Genomic DNA, 18,149 nt, shown 5'->3' with positions numbered 1-18,149 from the left:
AATTATTATTTTCTTCTTCTAATTAATTTAGACACTTCTCCTATAATAAATGGTAAAAATGATAAAGGCAAGACTATTGCCCAGTCTTTTAAACCTAAAGGAAAAGTTTCAAACCAATCACGTAAGAAAGGTACATAAATTACTATTAAAGTAAGTAGGAAGGAGAATCCTACACCTTGAATTAAGCGTTTATTAGTAAAAATTCCCAATTCAAATACTGTATATTTTGTACTTCTTACAGAGAAGGACCTTAAGAGTTCTGCCATAATCAATGTTACAAAGGCAATAGATCTTGGCTCTCTTAATTCAAATTCAGGTAAAGCTCCTGCAGCATGTAATTCTTGCCAATTTCCTTCAATGTGTAAATTTAAAGAAAGGTAATAAGCAACAAGTACAGCAACGGTTATTCCTATAGATTGAATAGCTATTGAAATAGTTAGGTGTTTATCAATAATAGGTTCAGCAGGGTCTCTAGGCTCTTGCTCCATTATATCCTTCTCACCTTGTTCAACTCCAAGGGCTAAGGCAGGGAAGGAGTCAGTTACTAAATTCAACCATAGTAATTGAACAGCTAGAAGAGGAGTAGGCCAGTTGAAAATTATAGCTAAAAATATTACTAATATTTCTCCAACGTTACAACTTAATAGGAAGGAAACGAATTTTTTTATATTTGAATAAATAATTCTTCCTTCTTCTACAGCGTGAACAATTGTAGCAAAGTTATCGTCTGTTAATATAACATCAGCTGTGTTTTTAGCAACATCTGTACCTGTAATACCCATTGCAATACCAATGTCGGCCTTTTTAATAGCCGGTGCATCATTAACTCCATCACCGGTCATGGCAGTTATTTCTCCATTTTCTTTTAAGGCAGTTACAATTTGTACCTTGTTTTCAGGAGAAACTCTGGCAAATACGGTTTTTTCCTTAACCACTTGTCGAATTTCTTCTTCAGACATGTTGTTAAGTTCTTTACCCATTATAGCTTGGTCATCTCTTTCAGCAATACCTAAATCCTTGGCTATTGCTAAAGCTGTTTCTAAGTAGTCACCTGTAATCATAACCGGAACTATACCAGCAGATCTACATTCTTTTATTGCATCTTTTACTTCAGGTCTTGCAGGGTCAATCATACCGGCAAGTCCTACAAAAATCATTTCATTTTCAATATTTTCTGAATCAATACTATTTGGTAGACTGTCATGAGTTTTAAAAGCTAGGGCTAAAACTCTTAAGGCCTGTCTAGCAAATTTAATATTTTGCTCTAATAGATTTTGCTTTGTAGCCTCATCTAAATCCTTAATTTTACCATCTATTAATATTTTGCTACATTTGTCAATAATAATATCAGGTGCACCTTTTGTAAATGATACAACTTTTCCTTCTATGAATTTATCGTGGAAGGTCGTCATCATTTTTCTAGTAGAATCAAAAGGTATTTCTTCTATTCTAGGGTACATTTCATTAGCTGATTCTCTTGTAATATTTAATTTACCGGCTAAAGTTAAAAGAGAACCTTCAGTTGGATCTCCTGCTAATGAATAAACGCCATTTTCTTCAATAAGTCTGGCATCATTAGTCAAAGTACCAATATTTAAGAAAGTGTATAGACTTCCGGAATTATTTTCATCTACTTTTTTGCCATCAATTAAAAGTTCACCTTTAGGTTCATAACCTGTTCCGGTTATTTCAATTTCCTTATTATCTACAAAGGCTTTAACAACGGTCATTTCATTTTGTGTTAAAGTACCGGTTTTATCGGAACATATAAAAGTAGTTGTTCCTAAAGTTTCAACAGCCAGTAATTTCTTTACAATGGCATTTCTTTTAGCCATTCTAGTCATACCTAAAGAAAGAACAATTGTTACAATTGCAGGCAGTCCTTCAGGAATTGCAGCTACAGCTAGGGAAACAGATGTCATTACCATGCTTAATAATTCATGACCATATAATAAACCTGTAGCAAGAACTATTAAACAAACTACTACAACAATAATTCCTAAAACCTTACTAAGTTGAGCTAGTTTTTTCTGTAAAGGTGTTTGTTCATCGTCGAAAGACTGAATTCGGGTTGCAATTCTACCAATTTCAGTATGCTTTCCAGTACCTATAACTATACCTTTACCTCTACCATAGGAAACTATAGTAGAACTAAAAGACATATTATCCCTATCTCCAATTTCAACAACATCATCAAAAGTTATTTTAGCATCTTTTTCAACAGGAACGGATTCTCCTGTTAAAGAAGCCTCTTCGATTTTTAAATTGGAACTTTCCACAAGTCTTAAATCTGCAGGAACAATGTCTCCTGTTTCCAATTCAACAATATCTCCAGGAACTAGTTCTGAAGAAGGAATAGTTATTATTTCTCCATCTCTAAATACCTTAGCATTGGGAGATGCCATTTTTTGTAGGGCTTCAATAGCTTGTTCAGCCTTACCTTCTTGATAAATACTTAGTGCAGCGTTAAGAACTACTATTAAAATAATTATAATAGCATCTGATATTTCACTAATAACTGCAGAAAGTATTGCTGCAAAAACAAGAATTAATATCATTGGGTCTAATAATTGTTCAGCAAGTTTTGCCCATATGGTTTTTTTCTTACCTTCTTCTAAAGCATTAGGTCCATATTTTTCAAATCTCGCCTTAGCTTCACTAGAGCTTAAACCGTCTGAAAGATTGGAATCTAACTCTTTTTCAATATCTTCAGACTTTTTATTATACCACTCCATTTAATACCTCCTTTAAAATTAGGGTTGGAAGCTTAATAAAAAAAGACCTTTGCTTTCACTATAATGAAGGCAAAGGTCTTGCTACCACTTTGGGTGTTTAACCGGGAAAATTAATAGTAAAAATTCCGTATTGACGATTAAACTTTTATAGCTACTCCCCTTAATAACAAAAATTATAACGTAAAAAAAATAATAAATCAAGGAAATGCATTTTAAAAACATATAAAACTCAACTTTTAACCTATAATTTATTTAAAAGTTTGCTTGCTACATATAATTATAGAATATATAATAAAAGCAGGGAAAATAGTTTAAAAAGAAAGAAGGGATGTATGGAAAGTTTAGAAAGATTTTTTAAATTAAAAGAGAGAAATACCAATGTTAAAACAGAAATTATAGCTGGTATTACTACATTTGTTACTATGGCGTACATACTACCGGTTAATATGAATATACTTTCTGAATCCGGATTAGATTCAGGTGCTGTATTCATGGCAACTGCACTTTCAGCTGTTATAGGTACAATGTTAATGGGATTATTTGCAGGTTTACCTTTTGCTCAGGCTCCAGGCATGGGTTTAAATGCATTTTTCGCATATACAGTTGTACTAACAATGGGTTATGAACCATCCTTTGCACTAGCAGCTGTCTTAGTTGAAGGATTAATTTTTATTTTACTAAGTGTAACAAATGTAAGAACAAAATTAATGGAAGCAATTCCAAAACAGTTACGGTTAGCTATATCAGCAGGTATCGGATTATTTATAATGTTTATAGGTTTTCAAAATGCAAATATTATAGTTGGAGACCCGGCAACATTAGTAGCAGTTAATCCTAATTTAACAGAAGCGGCAACAGCATTAGCTATTATAGGTCTTGCTATTACAATTATTTTATGGATTAAAAAAGTAAAGGGTTCTTTATTAATAGGAATATTTGCTACATGGATTTTAGGTATGGTAGCTCAGGTAGCCGGTTGGTATCAAGTAATCCCAGATGCAGGATTATTTTCACTTTTCCCATCAGGAGTAGTAAGTTTACCACCAAGTCTAGCACCAACCTTTGGACTATGTTTTACAGGATTAAAAACTGCTTTTTCAAGTCCGGAAAATATACTACAATTTGCTATGGTAATACTAACATTTTTATATGTAGATATATTTGACACCTTAGGAACTTTTGCAGGTGTAGCAACAAAGGCTAAACTAGTTGATGAAAATGGAAACTTCCCGGGAGCAGGACGTGCCTTTACATCAGATGCAATAGCTACAACTTGTGGAGCTATACTAGGAACTTCAACAGTTACTACTTTCGTAGAATCTGCATCAGGAGTTGAAGAAGGCGGTAGAACTGGGTTAACAGCAGTTGTTACAGCAATATTATTTTTACTAGCTATACCATTTTTCCCAATAATTGGTGCTATTCCAGGATTTGCAACAGCCCCAGCCTTAATAATGGTAGGTATTATGATGTGTGAACCTATGAGAGATTTTGAGTGGGATAAAGCCGATGTAATAATTCCGGGAGTATTTGCTATTATATTTATGGTTGTAGGATATTCAATTTCAGCAGGTATAATGTGGGGAGTAATGTCCTATCTATTAGTAAAAGTAGTACAAGGAGAAGCTAACAAACCAGGAGCAGTAATGTGGGTACTTGGTGTATTATTTGTTATAAAACTATTTATTTTCCCTATAATTGAAAAATTATTATAAAGATTTAAAAAATAACATAAATTGTTATACATATAAATATAAATTATTAATTAGTATTAATCAATAATTTTTTACAACAAAACAATACAAAACAATTGACAATAATAATATTGGTATAGTATAATCAAGTCAACATAAGAAAACGATTTTATGTTTAAATTAGTACATACTAAGGAGGAAATTATGAAGTTAAAAAAGAGACTAATTTTTGTTCTATTAGCTAGTTTGCTTATATTAGGTTTAACAGCTTGTGGAAACAAAGATGATGGAAAGAAAGCTACAGACAGTGGAGACGGTAAATTAAGCACAGCATCTAATAGTGATGCAAAATCACCGGATAATGATTTAGTAATAGCAATAGAAGGAAGTATAAATTCACTAGATCCAGCAAATATTGGTGATACTAACTCTATAGCGACAACTAGGGGAATGTTTGAAAATCTTGTTAAATTTGATGAAAATCAAAAAATGGTTGGACAATTAGCTAAATCTTGGGAAATATCAGAAGATTCTTTAACCTATACCTTTAAATTAAATGAAGGTATAAAATTCCATGATGGTACAGATTTTAATGCAGAGGCTGTAAAAGCAAATTATGATAGGGTTATAGATAAGGATAATGAGCTACGTCAAAGACGTACATTTGTTGAAACTAAAGATGACGGTACAGAAAGTTTTAGAGTTGAAAGTATAGAAACACCAGATGATTATACAGTAGTATTTAAATTGACAGAACCTTGGTCACCATTTTTAAATAGACTAAGTCAATTTTGTATAGTAAGTCCAAAAGCTATTGAAGAATTTGGTAATGATATAATGAATAATCCAGTAGGAACAGGACCATTTAAATATGTTGAATGGGAACAAGGAAGTCACACTAAGATGGTTAAAAATGAAGATTATTGGGGAGAAAAGCCAGGTGTTGACTCAGTAACTGTAAAAGAAGTAGGAGAAGCCGGTTCAAGAACTGCAATGTTACAAACAGGAGAAGCAGACTTTGTTTACCCAATGACTTCAGACCAATTAGCAGCAGTTGAAGATGCAGAAGATATTAATATATTAAAGAATGACTCTAATATTATGAGGTTTGTTGCTTTAAATAAATTAATACCGGAATTAAGTGATGTAAGAGTTAGACAAGCTATGAATTATGCAATAGATAAAGAAGCATTTGTTCAACTTATGTATTCCGGATATGCAAAACCTGCAACTTCAGCAGTTCCTTCAATAATTGAAGGTTATGTGGAACAAGAAGGTTATGATTATGATTTAGAAAAAGCTAAAGAGTTGATGAAAGAAGCCGGATACGAAGATGGTTTCAAGTTAACTATTTGGGGAGATAATACTACTCAAGAAATTAAAGGAATGACATTTATTAAACAACAATTGGAACAAATTGGAATAGAAGTTGAAGTATTACCAATGGAAGAAGCAACAAGAAACGATAAAATATATGTTGAAAAAGAAGAAGCTGAAGTAAATATGTGGTATGTTAACTGGTCAGCATCAGATTTCACAATGGATAGTTCAATGAGAGCATTGTTATACAGTACTATGATACCTCCAACAAATGCAAACTCCGCATATTTCCAAAATGAAGAATTTGATAAATTACTAGATGAGGGATTGAAAACAGCTGATACAGAAAAACAAAATGAATTATACGCAAAAGCTCAAAAAATTGTATGGGATGAGGCACCTTGGTTATTTTTAGGAAATGATCAAATAATCTATGCAACAAAATCATATCTTTCTGGAGTTTATGTAGCACCAGATGGAGCGTTCAATTTTGCAAATGCAAAATTAGCACAATAATAGAAGATTGCCATCTAATTAATCCAGTATATAGGAAATTAGATGGCTTTTTATTTTTAGGAGGTAATAATGTTACGTTATAGTATAAAAAGAATTTTAAGTATTATCCCTTTATTATTAGTAATATCTTTTTTAATTTTTATGTTTGTACACATGATTCCGGGAGATCCGGCAAAAATGATTACCGGACCAGATGCTACTAAAGCTGAAGTTGAATTAGTGCGGGAACAATTAGGTTTAAATAAACCATTACTAACCCAATATAAAGAATATATGACAGGACTAGTAAAAGGTGATTTGGGAATGTCTGTTAAAAATAACAAAACAGTAGCAGATACAATAGTTCCAAGATTAAAACCAACTATTATGCTTACAATTTCATCAATGATATGGGCAACTATAATAGGAATAGGAATAGGGATAGTTTCAGCAATAAAACATGGGAAGACTTTAGATTATATTGGTATGATAATAGCTATTTCAGGAATATCCATACCGGGCTTCTGGTTAGGTCTTCAACTCATTCAAAAATTTTCAGTTGTTCTTGGTTGGTTTCCAACTGGTGGTCTTGAAAGTTGGCAAAGTTATGTTCTACCATCATTAACAATGGGAGCAGGAATTATGGCAGTTTTAGCTAGATTTACAAGGTCATCAATGTTGGAAACAATGAGAGAAGGTTACATAAGAACAGCAAGAGCAAAGGGACTAAGTGAAAAATTTGTTGTAATGAAACATGCTTTTAGAAATTCACTAATAGAAATTATTACAGTAGCAGGATTACAAATAGGAGGATTATTATCTGGTTCTGTAATGGCAGAAACAGTTTTCTCTATTCCAGGGCTAGGAAGATTATTGGTGGATTCAATTAACTTTAGGGATTATAAGGTAGTTCAAGCATTACTATTATTTTTTGCATTAGAATACATTGTTATAAACTTAGTAGTTGATTTATTATATGGTGTAATAAATCCTAAAGTTAGATACGATTAGGAGGGTTATTATGTCTGAAAATAAAAATGTAATATTATCTGAAAATGAATTACCTAAACCAAAAAGTAAAGCAAAGGAATTCATTAAAAAATTTTTAAGAAGAAAAACAGCGGTTATTTCTTTTGGTGTAATAATCTTTTTGTTTTTAATTGCAATTTTTGGTAAATATATAGCTCCTTATAATGCAGCTGAGGCTGATTATGCAAATATTTTACAAGGACCAAGTGCTAAACATTTATTTGGGACAGATGAATTTGGTAGAGATGTATTTAGTAGACTTGTAACAGGAACAAGATTGTCTCTTTCAAGTGCTTTAATAGCAACGATTATAGGAACAGTTTTTGGTGTAATATTAGGACTTATAGCTGGATTTTATGGTGGTTTAATAGATGGATTTATAATGAGATGTTGTGATGTTTTGTTTTCATTTCCAGATATATTGTTAGCAATAGCAGTTGTAGCAATAATTGGACCGGGAATGGTAAATGTAATGATTGCAATAGCTGTCTTTACAGTACCATCTTTTGCCAGAATAGTCAGAAGTGCAGTTATTTCAGTAAAGGGACAAACTTATGTTGAAGTAGCAAGATCAATAGGGTGTTCAAATGGAAGAATTTTATTTGTTCATATATTTCCGGGAACAATACAATCTTTAATAGTAAACTTTACTATGAGAATAGGTACTGCAATATTAGCAGCATCATCTTTAAGTTTCTTGGGTTTTGGCGCAAATGTAACTGAACCTGACTGGGGAGCTATGTTGTCTCAGGGAAGAAATTATTTAAAGACCGCTCCACATATTGTGTTATTTCCGGGTTTAATAATATTTGTTACTGTTTTAGCCTTTAACTTATTAGGTGATGGCTTAAGAGATACTTTAGATCCAAAAATGAACTAGGAGGCTAAAATGGGAAAATTATTAGAAGTTAAAAATTTAAGTACCGAATTTAAAAAGGATAAAACTTGGACAAGAGCAGTAGATAAAGTTTCATTTCATATAGATAGTGGAGAGATATTAGGATTGGTTGGAGAATCCGGCTGTGGTAAATCTGTAACATCTCTATCTATTATGAGATTACTCGATAAAGATACTAGTAGAAACCCGGAAGGTGAAGTTTTAATGGAAGGAAGGGATATTTTAAAGTTAGATACTAAGGAACTAATGAAAATTAGGGGAAGTGAAATATCTATGATATTTCAGGAGCCGATGAACTCATTAAATCCAAGTATGAGGGTTGAAAAACAACTTACAGAAGCAATACTTCTTCATAATGATATTTCTAAAGAAGAAGCTCAAAAAATAGCTTTTGATTCCTTAGAACTTGTAGGTATTCCTGACCCTAATGTAACCTTAAAAAGCTATCCACATCAGCTATCAGGAGGTATGAGTCAAAGGGTTATGATAGCTATGGCAATGTCATGTAATCCAAAAATACTAATAGCTGATGAACCAACAACAGCTTTAGATGTTACCATTCAAGCACAAATTCTTGAATTAATGGAACAGATTAGAAAAGAAAAAGATATGGGAATACTTATGATTACTCACGACTTAGGAGTAGTTGCAGAAATGTGTTCCAGAGTAATTGTAATGTATGCCGGAAGAATAGTTGAAGAAGCACCTGTAATTGATCTGTTTAAAAATCCATTACATCCTTATACTCAAGGGCTAATAGCTTCTGTACCGATTTTACGTAGTGGAATAAAAAAATTAAATTCAATACCTGGAAATGTTCCGGATTTATCAATGTTACCTAAGGGTTGTAAATTTGCACCAAGATGTAAGTATGTTATGGATATTTGTAGAGAACAAGAACCAGAATTAGAGAATATTGAAGATAATCCAGAAAGAAGATGTAGATGCTATTTAGTTAATAAAACAAATAGAAAGGAAGAAGTTAAAAATGGCAAATAAATTAGTTACTGTTAAAAATGTATCTAAAACATTTGCAGTTAATAAAGGATTATTTGGTAAGAAAAAATTTGTTCATGCTGTAAATGATGTTTCGTTTGATATTTTTGCCGGTGAAACTTTTTCTTTAGTAGGAGAATCCGGTTGTGGTAAATCTACTACAGGAAGGTTAATTAATCATTTAGTATCTCCTGATAGTGGTGAAATAATATTTGATGGAAAAAACATATCAAATATTAAAGAAAAGGAAATGAGAAGTTTAAGGTCTGAAATACAAATGATATTTCAAGATCCATATGGTTCTTTAAATCCTAGGATGAAAATCCAAGATTTAATAGGAGAACCTCTTTTAGTTCATACTAAAATGTCTAGCAGGGAAAGATTAAAAAAAGTACATGAATTACTGGAAGTAGTAGGACTTAGTCCATTACATGGAGAAAGATACCCTCATGAGTTTTCAGGAGGTCAAAGACAAAGAATAGGAATAGCTAGAGCTTTAACTGTAAGACCTAAATTAATAATAGCCGACGAGCCGGTATCAGCATTAGATGTTTCTATACAAGCACAAGTTTTAAATCTAATGCAGGACCTTCAGAAGGAATATGATCTAACGTATTTATTCATTTCCCATGATTTAAGTGTAGTTGAAATGATTTCAGATCGTATTGCAGTAATGTATTTAGGAACTATTGTAGAGATAGCTACAAAGGATAATTTATATGATCATCCAACCCATCCTTATACAAGGGCATTATTATCAGCAGTTCCAATACCGGATCCTGAGCAAAAACAAAAAAGAATTGTCATAAAAGGAGATATTCCAAGTCCGACAAATTTACCATCAGGATGTTTGTTTAGAACAAGATGTCCTTATGCAACTGATAAATGTAAAAATGAAAAACCTGAATATATTGAAATAGAAAAGGGGCATTTTGTAAGATGTCATTATGCAAGGGAAATGGAGGAGAAATTCAATGTATAAATTTAATAGAGAAGAATATAATAGAAGAATGTCTTGGTATGTAGATGCTAGATTCGGAATGTTTATACATTGGGGCCTCTATGCTATTCCTGCAAGAAGTGAATGGGGAAGAAGCTACGAAGAATTATCTAATGAAGACTATCAAAAATATTTTGAAGAATTTAATCCGGTAGATTATAATCCGAAAGCTTGGGCTAAAGCAGCAAAAGAAGCAGGAATGAAATATGTAGTTTTAACTGCAAAACATCATGATGGTTTTTGCTTATTTGATAGTAAATATACCGAGTATAAATCAACAAATACTAAATTGGGAAGGGATATAGTTAAAGATTTTGTTGAGGCAGTAAGAGTAGAAGGATTGAAAGTTGGATTATATTTTACTTTACTAGATTGGTATCATAATGATTATCCTTCATTAAATGATAGATTTCATCCAATGAGAAACAATGAAGAATATAATAAAAGAGAAATAGATTTTGATAATTACTTAGATTACATGCACAAACAAATTGAGGAAATTTGTACAAATTATGGAAAACTCGATTTGTTATGGTTTGATTTTGCTTATGATGATATGCGAGGGGAAGTTTGGCGTGCAACAGAATTAATAAATATGGTTAGAAAATTACAACCAGATGTAATAATAGATAATAGATTAGAGGTAAGTGGAGAAGGATATGGCTCCTTAGCAGAAGGAAATCCTACACCATATCATGGAGATTTTGTTACTCCGGAAAAAATGATTCCACCAAATGGTATTCAAGATGTAAATGGAGAAGACTTGATTTGGGAAGCATGTGTCACAATGAATAATAATTGGGGATATCATGCAACAGATAAATTCTATAAACCGGCAGATATGCTTATAAAAAAATTAGTAGAGTGTGTATCTAAAGGCGGAAATATGATTTTAAATGTTGGTCCTGATGCAAGGGGAAATATTCCAAAAGAAGCGATAGAAAGATTGGATATAATTGGTAATTGGATGAAAGATAATAGTGAAAGTATATATGGATGTGGAAAATCTTCAATTGAAAAACCGGATTATGGAAGAGTAACACAAAAAGGAAACAAAATATATTTTCATATCTATGAGAATTCAATAGGTCCATTACCTTTAATTGGTATTAAACATGAAGAAGTAGACCTTATAAAATATTTATACTCAGGAGCAGAAGTACCAATATCTACAAGTTGGGTTCATAGTGATTATCCTAATATAGTCTTTGCGAATCTAGGTGAAAATCCTATTTTACCGGATAGTATAGATACAGTATTAGAAGTAACCTTAAAAAATGAAAGAGTTGATTAACTATGTTTGCTGAAGAAAGGCATGCAGAAATTGAAAAAATTTTAAAAAAAGAAGGAAAAGTTAAAGTAAAAGAATTAAGTAATATTTTTTCAGTAACTGATGATTGTATAAGAAAAGATTTAAAAGTTTTAGAAAATGATGGTAAATTAAGAAGAACTTATGGTGGAGCAATATTATCTAAAGATTATCCATTACAAAGAGAAGTTGTAGATAGAAAAATGTACCATGTAGATCAAAAAGAACGCATAGCTAAAAAAGCTTTTGAACATATTAAGGAAAATGAGACAATATTTTTAGATATTTCAACAACCAATATTCTATTAGCTAGACTATTGGCAAATAGTAATAAAAAAATATTAGTTGTAAGTAATATGATAGATATATTGCAAATATTAGTAAAAAATCCTTTAATAACAGTTGTAGGAACCGGTGGAACAATGCATTCAAAAGTAAATGGTTTTATGGGAGCATTAACAATAGAGTATATTGGTGATTATAGTTTTGACAAGGCTTTTTTAGGGACCTGTGGAATCGACATTAGAGATAGTACCTTTACTACTTTAGGTGCTGAAGACGGTCTTACTAAAAAAGCAATAATAAATAACAGTCGTCATAAATATGTTATGATAGAAAATGAAAAATTTTATTTTAATGAATCCTATAAATATGCACATTTTGATGATATTAATGGTATTTTTACAGATAAAAAGCCGGAAAAATCAATAGAAAATTTATTTTTAGCATCTGATGTACAAATTTATCATCTTTAAATAAATTAGTTGGAGTGAAATATATGAAATATGGAATGATAGCAACTTGGCGTATGGCCTATGAGGGAATTATAGACACTATTCCTAAATTAAAGGATGGTTTGTCATGTGGAGAAGCCTTAGTTGAATCTATAAAAAAAACGGAGGACTATCCCTTTTTTAAATCTGTAGGTTTTGGTGGACTTCCTAACGAGGAAGGAATTGTAGAACTTGATGCTGCTTTTATGAATGGAGATAATTTCGATATAGGTGCTATAGCAGGAAGTAGAAATGTTAAAAATCCAATTGAAGTAGCTGAAAATCTTAGTCATGAAAGGTTTAATATATTCTTAGTTGGTGAAGGAATTACTAAATATGCTACAAAAAATAATTTTGAAATAAAAAATATGCTTTCCGATAGGGCTAAAAGAATGTGGGAAATTAGACTTGAGGATATTAAAAACAAAGGTTTAACCCCTTATGATGGCCATGACACTATTGGAATGGTAGTTCTTGATACAAAGGGAAGTATGGCTGTTGGAACTTCAAGTAGTGGGCTATTTATGAAGAAAGAAGGAAGAATTGGAGATTCCCCTTTATCCGGCTCAGGATTTTACTGTGATAGTGAAATTGGTGGAGCGGCTGCAACAGGTCTTGGAGAGGATTTAATGAAGGGTTGTTTAAGCTATGAAATAGTTAGACTTATGAAAGAAGGACTTCATCCTCAAGAAGCTGCAAATAAGGCACTGTATGATTTTGATGAGAAACTAAAAAAACTCAGGGGAAAATCCGGAGCAATGTCTTTGGTATGTATGAATAATCAAGGGGAATGGGGAATAGCTACAAATGTTGAATTTTCTTTTGTAGTTGGTACTGACACTGAAGAAGTGGAAATTTATGTTGCTAATCCGGGACCGAATAAAACTACCTTAGTGGAAGTAGCCTCTCAAGAATGGCTTGATGCTTATGAAAAAAGAATAAAAAAACCATTAGATTAGGATAAATATATGATAATTTCAATAGATATTGGCGGAAGCAGTGTAAAAACCGCCTTATGGAATAATAAAAAATTAGAAAATAAAAAATCTTTTTCATCTCCAGATAATTGGTTTGATATGAAAAAAGAATTATTTAGAATAATTTATGAATATAAAAAAATTGAAAATATAGAAGGTATAGCCTTTAGTGTTCCCGGTATTCCTAATTACGATACAGGAAAAATAGACGGTGCAAGTTCATTAAGGTATATTCATAATCCGGAATTTCTTACAATATTTGAAGATGAATTTAAAATTCCTGTAACTTTTGAAAATGATGCCAATTGTGCTTGTATTGCAGAAATTAATCATGAATCCTTAAAGGATAAGAGGGATATGGTATTTGTAGTAATAGGTACTGGAATTGGAGGCTCTATAGTATATAACAGGAAAATCCAGGAGGGCTCTCATTCCTTTGCAGGAGAATTTGGGATGATGTTAATTGACGGAAGAAATGAATGGGCAATTCTTGGTTCAGCGGTTCATATGGCTGAAAAAGTATCTGAAATTAAAAATATGCAGTTATCAGGTGAAGAGGTTTTTAATTTAGCTGATTCAGGTGATGAAATATGTAAAAAGGCTGTAGAGGAATTATTTCACTACCTAGCATTAGGTATTTATAATTTACAATATATAATAGATCCGGAAATTATAGTTCTTGGCGGAGGAATAACAGCAAAGGAGGACCTAGTTGACAATATTGAAAAAGAAATGGATAAAATAATGCAGTATGGTCAAAGATCTCCCTTATATCCGGACATAAGAAAAGCAAACTATGGAAATGATGCCAATTTAATAGGAGCAGGTTATCATTTTTATGAAATGAACGGGAATTAATATGGAAGAAAATAAATTGGAAATATATAATACTATAAAAAAAGAAATAGAATTAATAAAGGAAGAATTTTATAAAACATTAAAAGAAATAATAGAAATACCCAGCGAACTTGGAAAACCTGAAGAAAATGCTCCCTTTGGTAAATATACTAGGGAAGCACTGGAAAAAATATTGGAAATTGGAACGAAATTAGGCTTTAAAGGGAAAATAGTAAATAATGCAATGACTTACATACAATATGGAGAAGGTAGGGAATATATTGGAGTTTTTGGTCATTTAGATGTAGTAAGGGCTGGTGATGGTTGGAATACAAATCCATATGAATTAACCCTAAAGGATGGAGTCTTTTATGGAAGGGGAATACTGGACAACAAAGGGCCGATTTTAGCTAATTTATTTGGATTATATATTTTAAAAAGATTAAAAATCCTCCCTAAAATCCCAATAAGAATTATTTTCGGCTCCAACGAAGAAAATGGTTCAAATGACATTGATTTGTATTTACAAAAAGAAAAGCCTCCAGTATTCGGTTATACACCAGATTGCAAATATCCTGTAGTTTATGGTGAAAGAGGAGTTGTTAGAATAAAAGTAACAACTTTATTTGAAAATAAGGAATTGGATATAATAAAGAAAATAGGTGGAGAGTTTAGTTCCAGTTTCATACCAGATAAGGTAAAACTAGTATATAAAAACAAGGAAGAGAAAATTTACAAGGGAAAAAAATCCCCTTCAAATGCTCCGGAAATGGGAACTAATGCTATACTTTTAATGGCAAGGGATTTAAGGGATTCAGACAATAATAGTTTAAGTAAATATATGAGTTGGCTTTATGATTCATTTTCAGATTATGAAGGAAAAAATTTAGGAATTAGATTTGAGGACTTGGATTCGGGGGTTACTCAAGTTTCCTTAACTAAAATAAAAAAAGAGAATAAGAAAATAGAAATTCAATTTAGTTCCAGATACCCTGTAACTATAAAAGAAGAGGAATTAATTAGAAATTTAAAAAATAACATTCCAAAAAACAGTCAAATGGAGATAATTAAATCAATGCCAAGTGTAATATTTCCAAAAGACGATAAACGACTTAAATTATTACAGGAAGCCTATGAAATATCCACCGGCTTAGACGGAAGTCCTGTAACGACAACAGGAGCGACCTATGCAAGAAAAATGCCTAATATAGTTGCCTTTGGACCGTCATTTCCGGGACAAAAGGGAATAGCTCATAAGGAAAATGAATATATGACTGAAGAAGACCTATTGAAAAACCTTGAAATATATGCCCTAGCCCTATATAATCTATCAAAAGATATATAAAAATTTCTTGAGGTGAAATATGGAAACTTGGGATATTTACGATAAAAATCGAAATATAATAGGTGAAACAGGTACAGACTGTAAAATAGGGTGTGACCAATACCATTTAGCAGTTCATGTTTGTATATTCAATTTTAAAGGGGAAATGTTAATACAAAAAAGACAAGCCTTTATGAAAATAAGAGCTGGTTTATGGGATTTAACAGCAGGTGGTAATGCTATAGCAGGTGAAAAAAGTTACCAGGCAGCTGAAAGGGAAACCTTTGAGGAACTTGGAATAAAGTTGGACTTAAAAAACACTAGACCACATTTAACCTTAAATTTTCCTACCGGATTTGATGACATTTTTCTACTAGAAAGAGAAATAGATATAAGTGCATTAAAATTACAAGAAGAAGAAGTAGAAAAAGTAAAATGGGCAAGTAGGGATGAAATTATAAAATTAATAAAAGAAGATAAATTTTTATCCTACTACCCTTCCTTTATAGAAATGTTATTTGATATTAGAAAATCCTATAGAACTTATTTTAAATAATATTTGAAATCTCGCATATTTATGCGGGATTTTTGCTTTTGTTTTAGTATTTATAAGGGGTAAAATCCAAATAAAAAAAGTGTGAAAACTCGAGTTTTCACACTTTTTTCTTACTCTATTTCTTTTCTTATTTTATCAATATTATTTACTGGTTCTAAGCAGGTGTAGTTTTCACATAAATAGTAGAAAGGCACACTACTATTTTCTAAATAGCTTTCTGTAAAAGGAGCTAATTTATTAATACTGTCCCTTGTTTCTTCTGTAATAACTAAATTAGTAATTTGTGGATTGTAGATATTTGAAAATTCCTTTTTCAATTCGTCTATATCCTTTGATTCTATAACTGAAACCAATTCCTTAGTAGGATAAATATTTAAAAGTAGTGCCTGTAAGCCGAAGGTATAAGCTAAGGGTTGGGCTTCAAATAGGGAAGAATAAACCTTTAGTTGCTTGTCCAGACTATTCTGAACATCGGAATCTCCTGTTAATTTAGAATATTTAGAAAAAACATAGACAAGTATTGAATTAGCTGAAGGAACGGCTCCGTCATAAAATTCTTTAGGTCTATATATTAAATCCCCTGAGTCCTTAGGACTTAAAAAGTATCCGCCTTTAGGGTCAAGGAAGTCTTTTTCCATTTTATTTAAAATATTTTTACAATTAACAAGATACTCAGTTTGGTAGCTAGTATTATATAGTTCTAAATTAGCCCAAGCTAAGTAGGCATAGTCATCTAAAAGTCCATTACCACTTACATTGCCGTCCCTGTAACTTATATAAAGGGACTTATCTTCCTTTGTTAAATTGTTTTTTATAAAACTTAGTCCTTTTTCAGCTATTTCTACATAACTATTATTATTAAAAACCCTTCCTGCAAGAGCATAGGCTGTAATCATCATAGAATTCCAAGAAACGAGTATTTTATCGTCCTTATGAAGTGGATATCTATTTAATCTATAAGTGTAGAGTTTATTTATACTTTCTTTTATTCGGTCATTAGGTAAAAGTTCATCCTTATGAATTAAATTTAAAATATTTTTACCTTCAAAGTTTCCTCTTTTACTTACATTATAAAATTTACAGAAATCTTCACCCTTATCTTTTCCCAGAACATCTATTATTTCCTTGTAATCCCAAGTATAGTATTTTCCTTCTTCTCCTTGACTATCGGCATCTTGGGCAGAATAAAAGCCACCGTCTTTTGAGGTCATTTCCCTGGAAATATATTCTAAGGTTTTTTCTACAATGTATTTATACAGGTCTTTTTTAGTAATTTGATAGGCTTGGGAATATACTATTACCAGTAGGGCATTATCGTAAAGCATTTTTTCAAAATGAGGAACTAACCACTTATTATCTGTTGAATATCTGGAAAAACCATAGCCAATATGGTCGAAAATTCCACCTTTATACATTGAAATCAAGGTTTTTTCTACAATAGGCAGAGCATTTTTACTTAAACCGAGTTTATGACAATGTAGTAAAAATAATAAATTATGAGGTGTTGGAAATTTAGGTGCATTTCCAAATCCGCCATATTTAGAGTCGAAATTACTTTCTAAACCCTCAATAGCGTCAATAATTGAATCCTTATTGTTTTTAACTACCTTATTGATTTTTGATTCTTCATAATTTTTAATGGCTGATGTTATTTCATTACTTGAATTTAAAATAGTTTCCCTGTCCTTTAACCATTTATCTGTAACTGTATTTAAAAGATCTATTAATCCTGTTCTTCCATATTTACTGTTTTTAGGAAAATAAGTTCCGGCAAAAAATGGTTTCTTTTCAGGGGTCATAATAATAGTTAAAGGCCAACCTCCTGACCCTGTTAATGTTTGAGCAACATTCATATAAATTGAATCTATGTCTGGACGTTCTTCTCTGTCAACCTTAATAGATACAAAATTTTTATTTAAAACTTTTGCAACTTCCTCATCTTCAAAGGATTCGTGAGCCATTACATGACACCAATGGCAGGTACTATAGCCAATTGAAAGAAAAATCGGTTTATTTTCGCCAGTAGCCTTTTCAAAAGCCTTGTCACTCCAAGGATACCAATCTACAGGGTTATGTGCATGTTGTAAAAGGTAGGGTGAAACCTCGTCTATTAAATGATTAGTGTAATTATTCATATACAATTCTCCTTATAAAATATATTTATTATAAATATTTCATAATCATTTATACCCTATAAAAGATTAAT

The 18,149-nt window shown here is 31.5% G+C and carries 14 protein-coding genes; 12 read left to right on the top strand and 2 right to left on the bottom strand.

Translation table 11 applies throughout. The features are described 5' to 3' along the window. Positions 1 to 5 precede the first annotated feature (5 nt). Positions 6 to 2,735 carry a cation-translocating P-type ATPase gene (locus JFY71_RS05020; RefSeq protein ID WP_243661950.1) on the bottom strand — a complete coding sequence of 910 codons (2,730 nt, stop codon included), beginning with the start codon at positions 2,733 to 2,735 and terminating at the stop codon, positions 6 to 8. 332 nt (positions 2,736 to 3,067) lie between these two features. On the opposite strand from JFY71_RS05020, the gene JFY71_RS05015 reads away from it, so the two are divergent. From JFY71_RS05015 to JFY71_RS04960, 12 genes are all read left to right on the top strand, one after another. Beyond that, on the top strand, positions 3,068 to 4,450 hold the full coding sequence (locus JFY71_RS05015) for an NCS2 family permease (RefSeq protein WP_243661949.1): 1,383 nt from the start codon (positions 3,068 to 3,070) through the stop codon (positions 4,448 to 4,450). 183 nt (positions 4,451 to 4,633) lie between these two features. Further along, positions 4,634 to 6,265, top strand: coding sequence for a glutathione ABC transporter substrate-binding protein (locus JFY71_RS05010; protein WP_243661948.1), 1,632 nt, complete (start codon positions 4,634 to 4,636; stop codon positions 6,263 to 6,265). 69 nt (positions 6,266 to 6,334) lie between these two features. Further along, entirely contained in the window at positions 6,335 to 7,255 is a 921-nt protein-coding gene (locus JFY71_RS05005; RefSeq protein WP_243661947.1) for an ABC transporter permease, read from the top strand. A gap of 10 nt (positions 7,256 to 7,265) precedes the next feature. Beyond that, complete coding sequence (locus JFY71_RS05000; RefSeq protein ID WP_243661946.1) at positions 7,266 to 8,153, top strand: ABC transporter permease; 888 nt, start codon at positions 7,266 to 7,268, stop codon at positions 8,151 to 8,153. 9 nt (positions 8,154 to 8,162) lie between these two features. Continuing rightward, entirely contained in the window at positions 8,163 to 9,170 is a 1,008-nt protein-coding gene (locus JFY71_RS04995; RefSeq protein ID WP_243661945.1) for an ABC transporter ATP-binding protein, read from the top strand. Beyond that, positions 9,160 to 10,149 (top strand): ABC transporter ATP-binding protein, encoded by a 990-nt coding sequence (locus JFY71_RS04990; RefSeq protein WP_243661944.1) that lies wholly within the window; start codon positions 9,160 to 9,162, stop codon positions 10,147 to 10,149. The genes JFY71_RS04995 and JFY71_RS04990 overlap by 11 nt, the downstream gene beginning before the upstream one ends. Continuing rightward, on the top strand, positions 10,142 to 11,461 hold the full coding sequence (locus tag JFY71_RS04985; protein WP_243661943.1) for an alpha-L-fucosidase: 1,320 nt from the start codon (positions 10,142 to 10,144) through the stop codon (positions 11,459 to 11,461). The genes JFY71_RS04990 and JFY71_RS04985 overlap by 8 nt, the downstream gene beginning before the upstream one ends. Positions 11,462 to 11,463: 2 nt before the next feature. Beyond that, a complete protein-coding gene (locus JFY71_RS04980; RefSeq protein ID WP_243661942.1) occupies positions 11,464 to 12,231 on the top strand; it encodes a DeoR/GlpR family DNA-binding transcription regulator in 768 nt (255 codons plus the stop codon). A gap of 23 nt (positions 12,232 to 12,254) precedes the next feature. Next, entirely contained in the window at positions 12,255 to 13,208 is a 954-nt protein-coding gene (locus tag JFY71_RS04975; RefSeq protein WP_243661941.1) for a glycosylasparaginase, read from the top strand. 9 nt (positions 13,209 to 13,217) lie between these two features. Continuing rightward, complete coding sequence (locus JFY71_RS04970) at positions 13,218 to 14,084, top strand: ROK family protein (protein WP_243661940.1); 867 nt, start codon at positions 13,218 to 13,220, stop codon at positions 14,082 to 14,084. Between the two features lies 1 nt (position 14,085). Further along, positions 14,086 to 15,408, top strand: coding sequence for a Sapep family Mn(2+)-dependent dipeptidase (locus tag JFY71_RS04965; protein WP_243661939.1), 1,323 nt, complete (start codon positions 14,086 to 14,088; stop codon positions 15,406 to 15,408). Positions 15,409 to 15,427: 19 nt separating this feature from the next. After that, positions 15,428 to 15,943, top strand: coding sequence for an NUDIX hydrolase (locus JFY71_RS04960; RefSeq protein WP_243661938.1), 516 nt, complete (start codon positions 15,428 to 15,430; stop codon positions 15,941 to 15,943). Between the two features lie 110 nt (positions 15,944 to 16,053). Here the strand turns inward: JFY71_RS04960 and JFY71_RS04955 are convergent, their stop codons facing one another. Beyond that, on the bottom strand, positions 16,054 to 18,078 hold the full coding sequence (locus JFY71_RS04955) for a thioredoxin domain-containing protein (protein WP_243661937.1): 2,025 nt from the start codon (positions 18,076 to 18,078) through the stop codon (positions 16,054 to 16,056). Positions 18,079 to 18,149 lie beyond the last annotated feature (71 nt).

The sequence above is a fragment of the Miniphocaeibacter halophilus genome (assembly GCF_016458825.1).
GTDB lineage: Bacteria > Bacillota > Clostridia > Tissierellales > Peptoniphilaceae > Miniphocaeibacter > Miniphocaeibacter halophilus.
This window is presented reverse-complemented; position numbering and strand designations above follow the sequence as displayed.

What these genes read in the sequence shown, in the direction of transcription:
- JFY71_RS05020 (WP_243661950.1), bottom strand. Translation starts at nt 2,735, where the DNA reads ATGGAGTGGTATAATAAAAAGTCTGAAGATATTGAAAAAGAGTTAGAT.
- JFY71_RS05015 (WP_243661949.1), top strand. Translation starts at nt 3,068, where the DNA reads ATGGAAAGTTTAGAAAGATTTTTTAAATTAAAAGAGAGAAATACCAAT.
- JFY71_RS05010 (WP_243661948.1), top strand. Translation starts at nt 4,634, where the DNA reads ATGAAGTTAAAAAAGAGACTAATTTTTGTTCTATTAGCTAGTTTGCTT.
- JFY71_RS05005 (WP_243661947.1), top strand. Translation starts at nt 6,335, where the DNA reads ATGTTACGTTATAGTATAAAAAGAATTTTAAGTATTATCCCTTTATTA.
- JFY71_RS05000 (WP_243661946.1), top strand. Translation starts at nt 7,266, where the DNA reads ATGTCTGAAAATAAAAATGTAATATTATCTGAAAATGAATTACCTAAA.
- JFY71_RS04995 (WP_243661945.1), top strand. Translation starts at nt 8,163, where the DNA reads ATGGGAAAATTATTAGAAGTTAAAAATTTAAGTACCGAATTTAAAAAG.
- JFY71_RS04990 (WP_243661944.1), top strand. Translation starts at nt 9,160, where the DNA reads ATGGCAAATAAATTAGTTACTGTTAAAAATGTATCTAAAACATTTGCA.
- JFY71_RS04985 (WP_243661943.1), top strand. Translation starts at nt 10,142, where the DNA reads ATGTATAAATTTAATAGAGAAGAATATAATAGAAGAATGTCTTGGTAT.
- JFY71_RS04980 (WP_243661942.1), top strand. Translation starts at nt 11,464, where the DNA reads ATGTTTGCTGAAGAAAGGCATGCAGAAATTGAAAAAATTTTAAAAAAA.
- JFY71_RS04975 (WP_243661941.1), top strand. Translation starts at nt 12,255, where the DNA reads ATGAAATATGGAATGATAGCAACTTGGCGTATGGCCTATGAGGGAATT.
- JFY71_RS04970 (WP_243661940.1), top strand. Translation starts at nt 13,218, where the DNA reads ATGATAATTTCAATAGATATTGGCGGAAGCAGTGTAAAAACCGCCTTA.
- JFY71_RS04965 (WP_243661939.1), top strand. Translation starts at nt 14,086, where the DNA reads ATGGAAGAAAATAAATTGGAAATATATAATACTATAAAAAAAGAAATA.
- JFY71_RS04960 (WP_243661938.1), top strand. Translation starts at nt 15,428, where the DNA reads ATGGAAACTTGGGATATTTACGATAAAAATCGAAATATAATAGGTGAA.
- JFY71_RS04955 (WP_243661937.1), bottom strand. Translation starts at nt 18,078, where the DNA reads ATGAATAATTACACTAATCATTTAATAGACGAGGTTTCACCCTACCTT.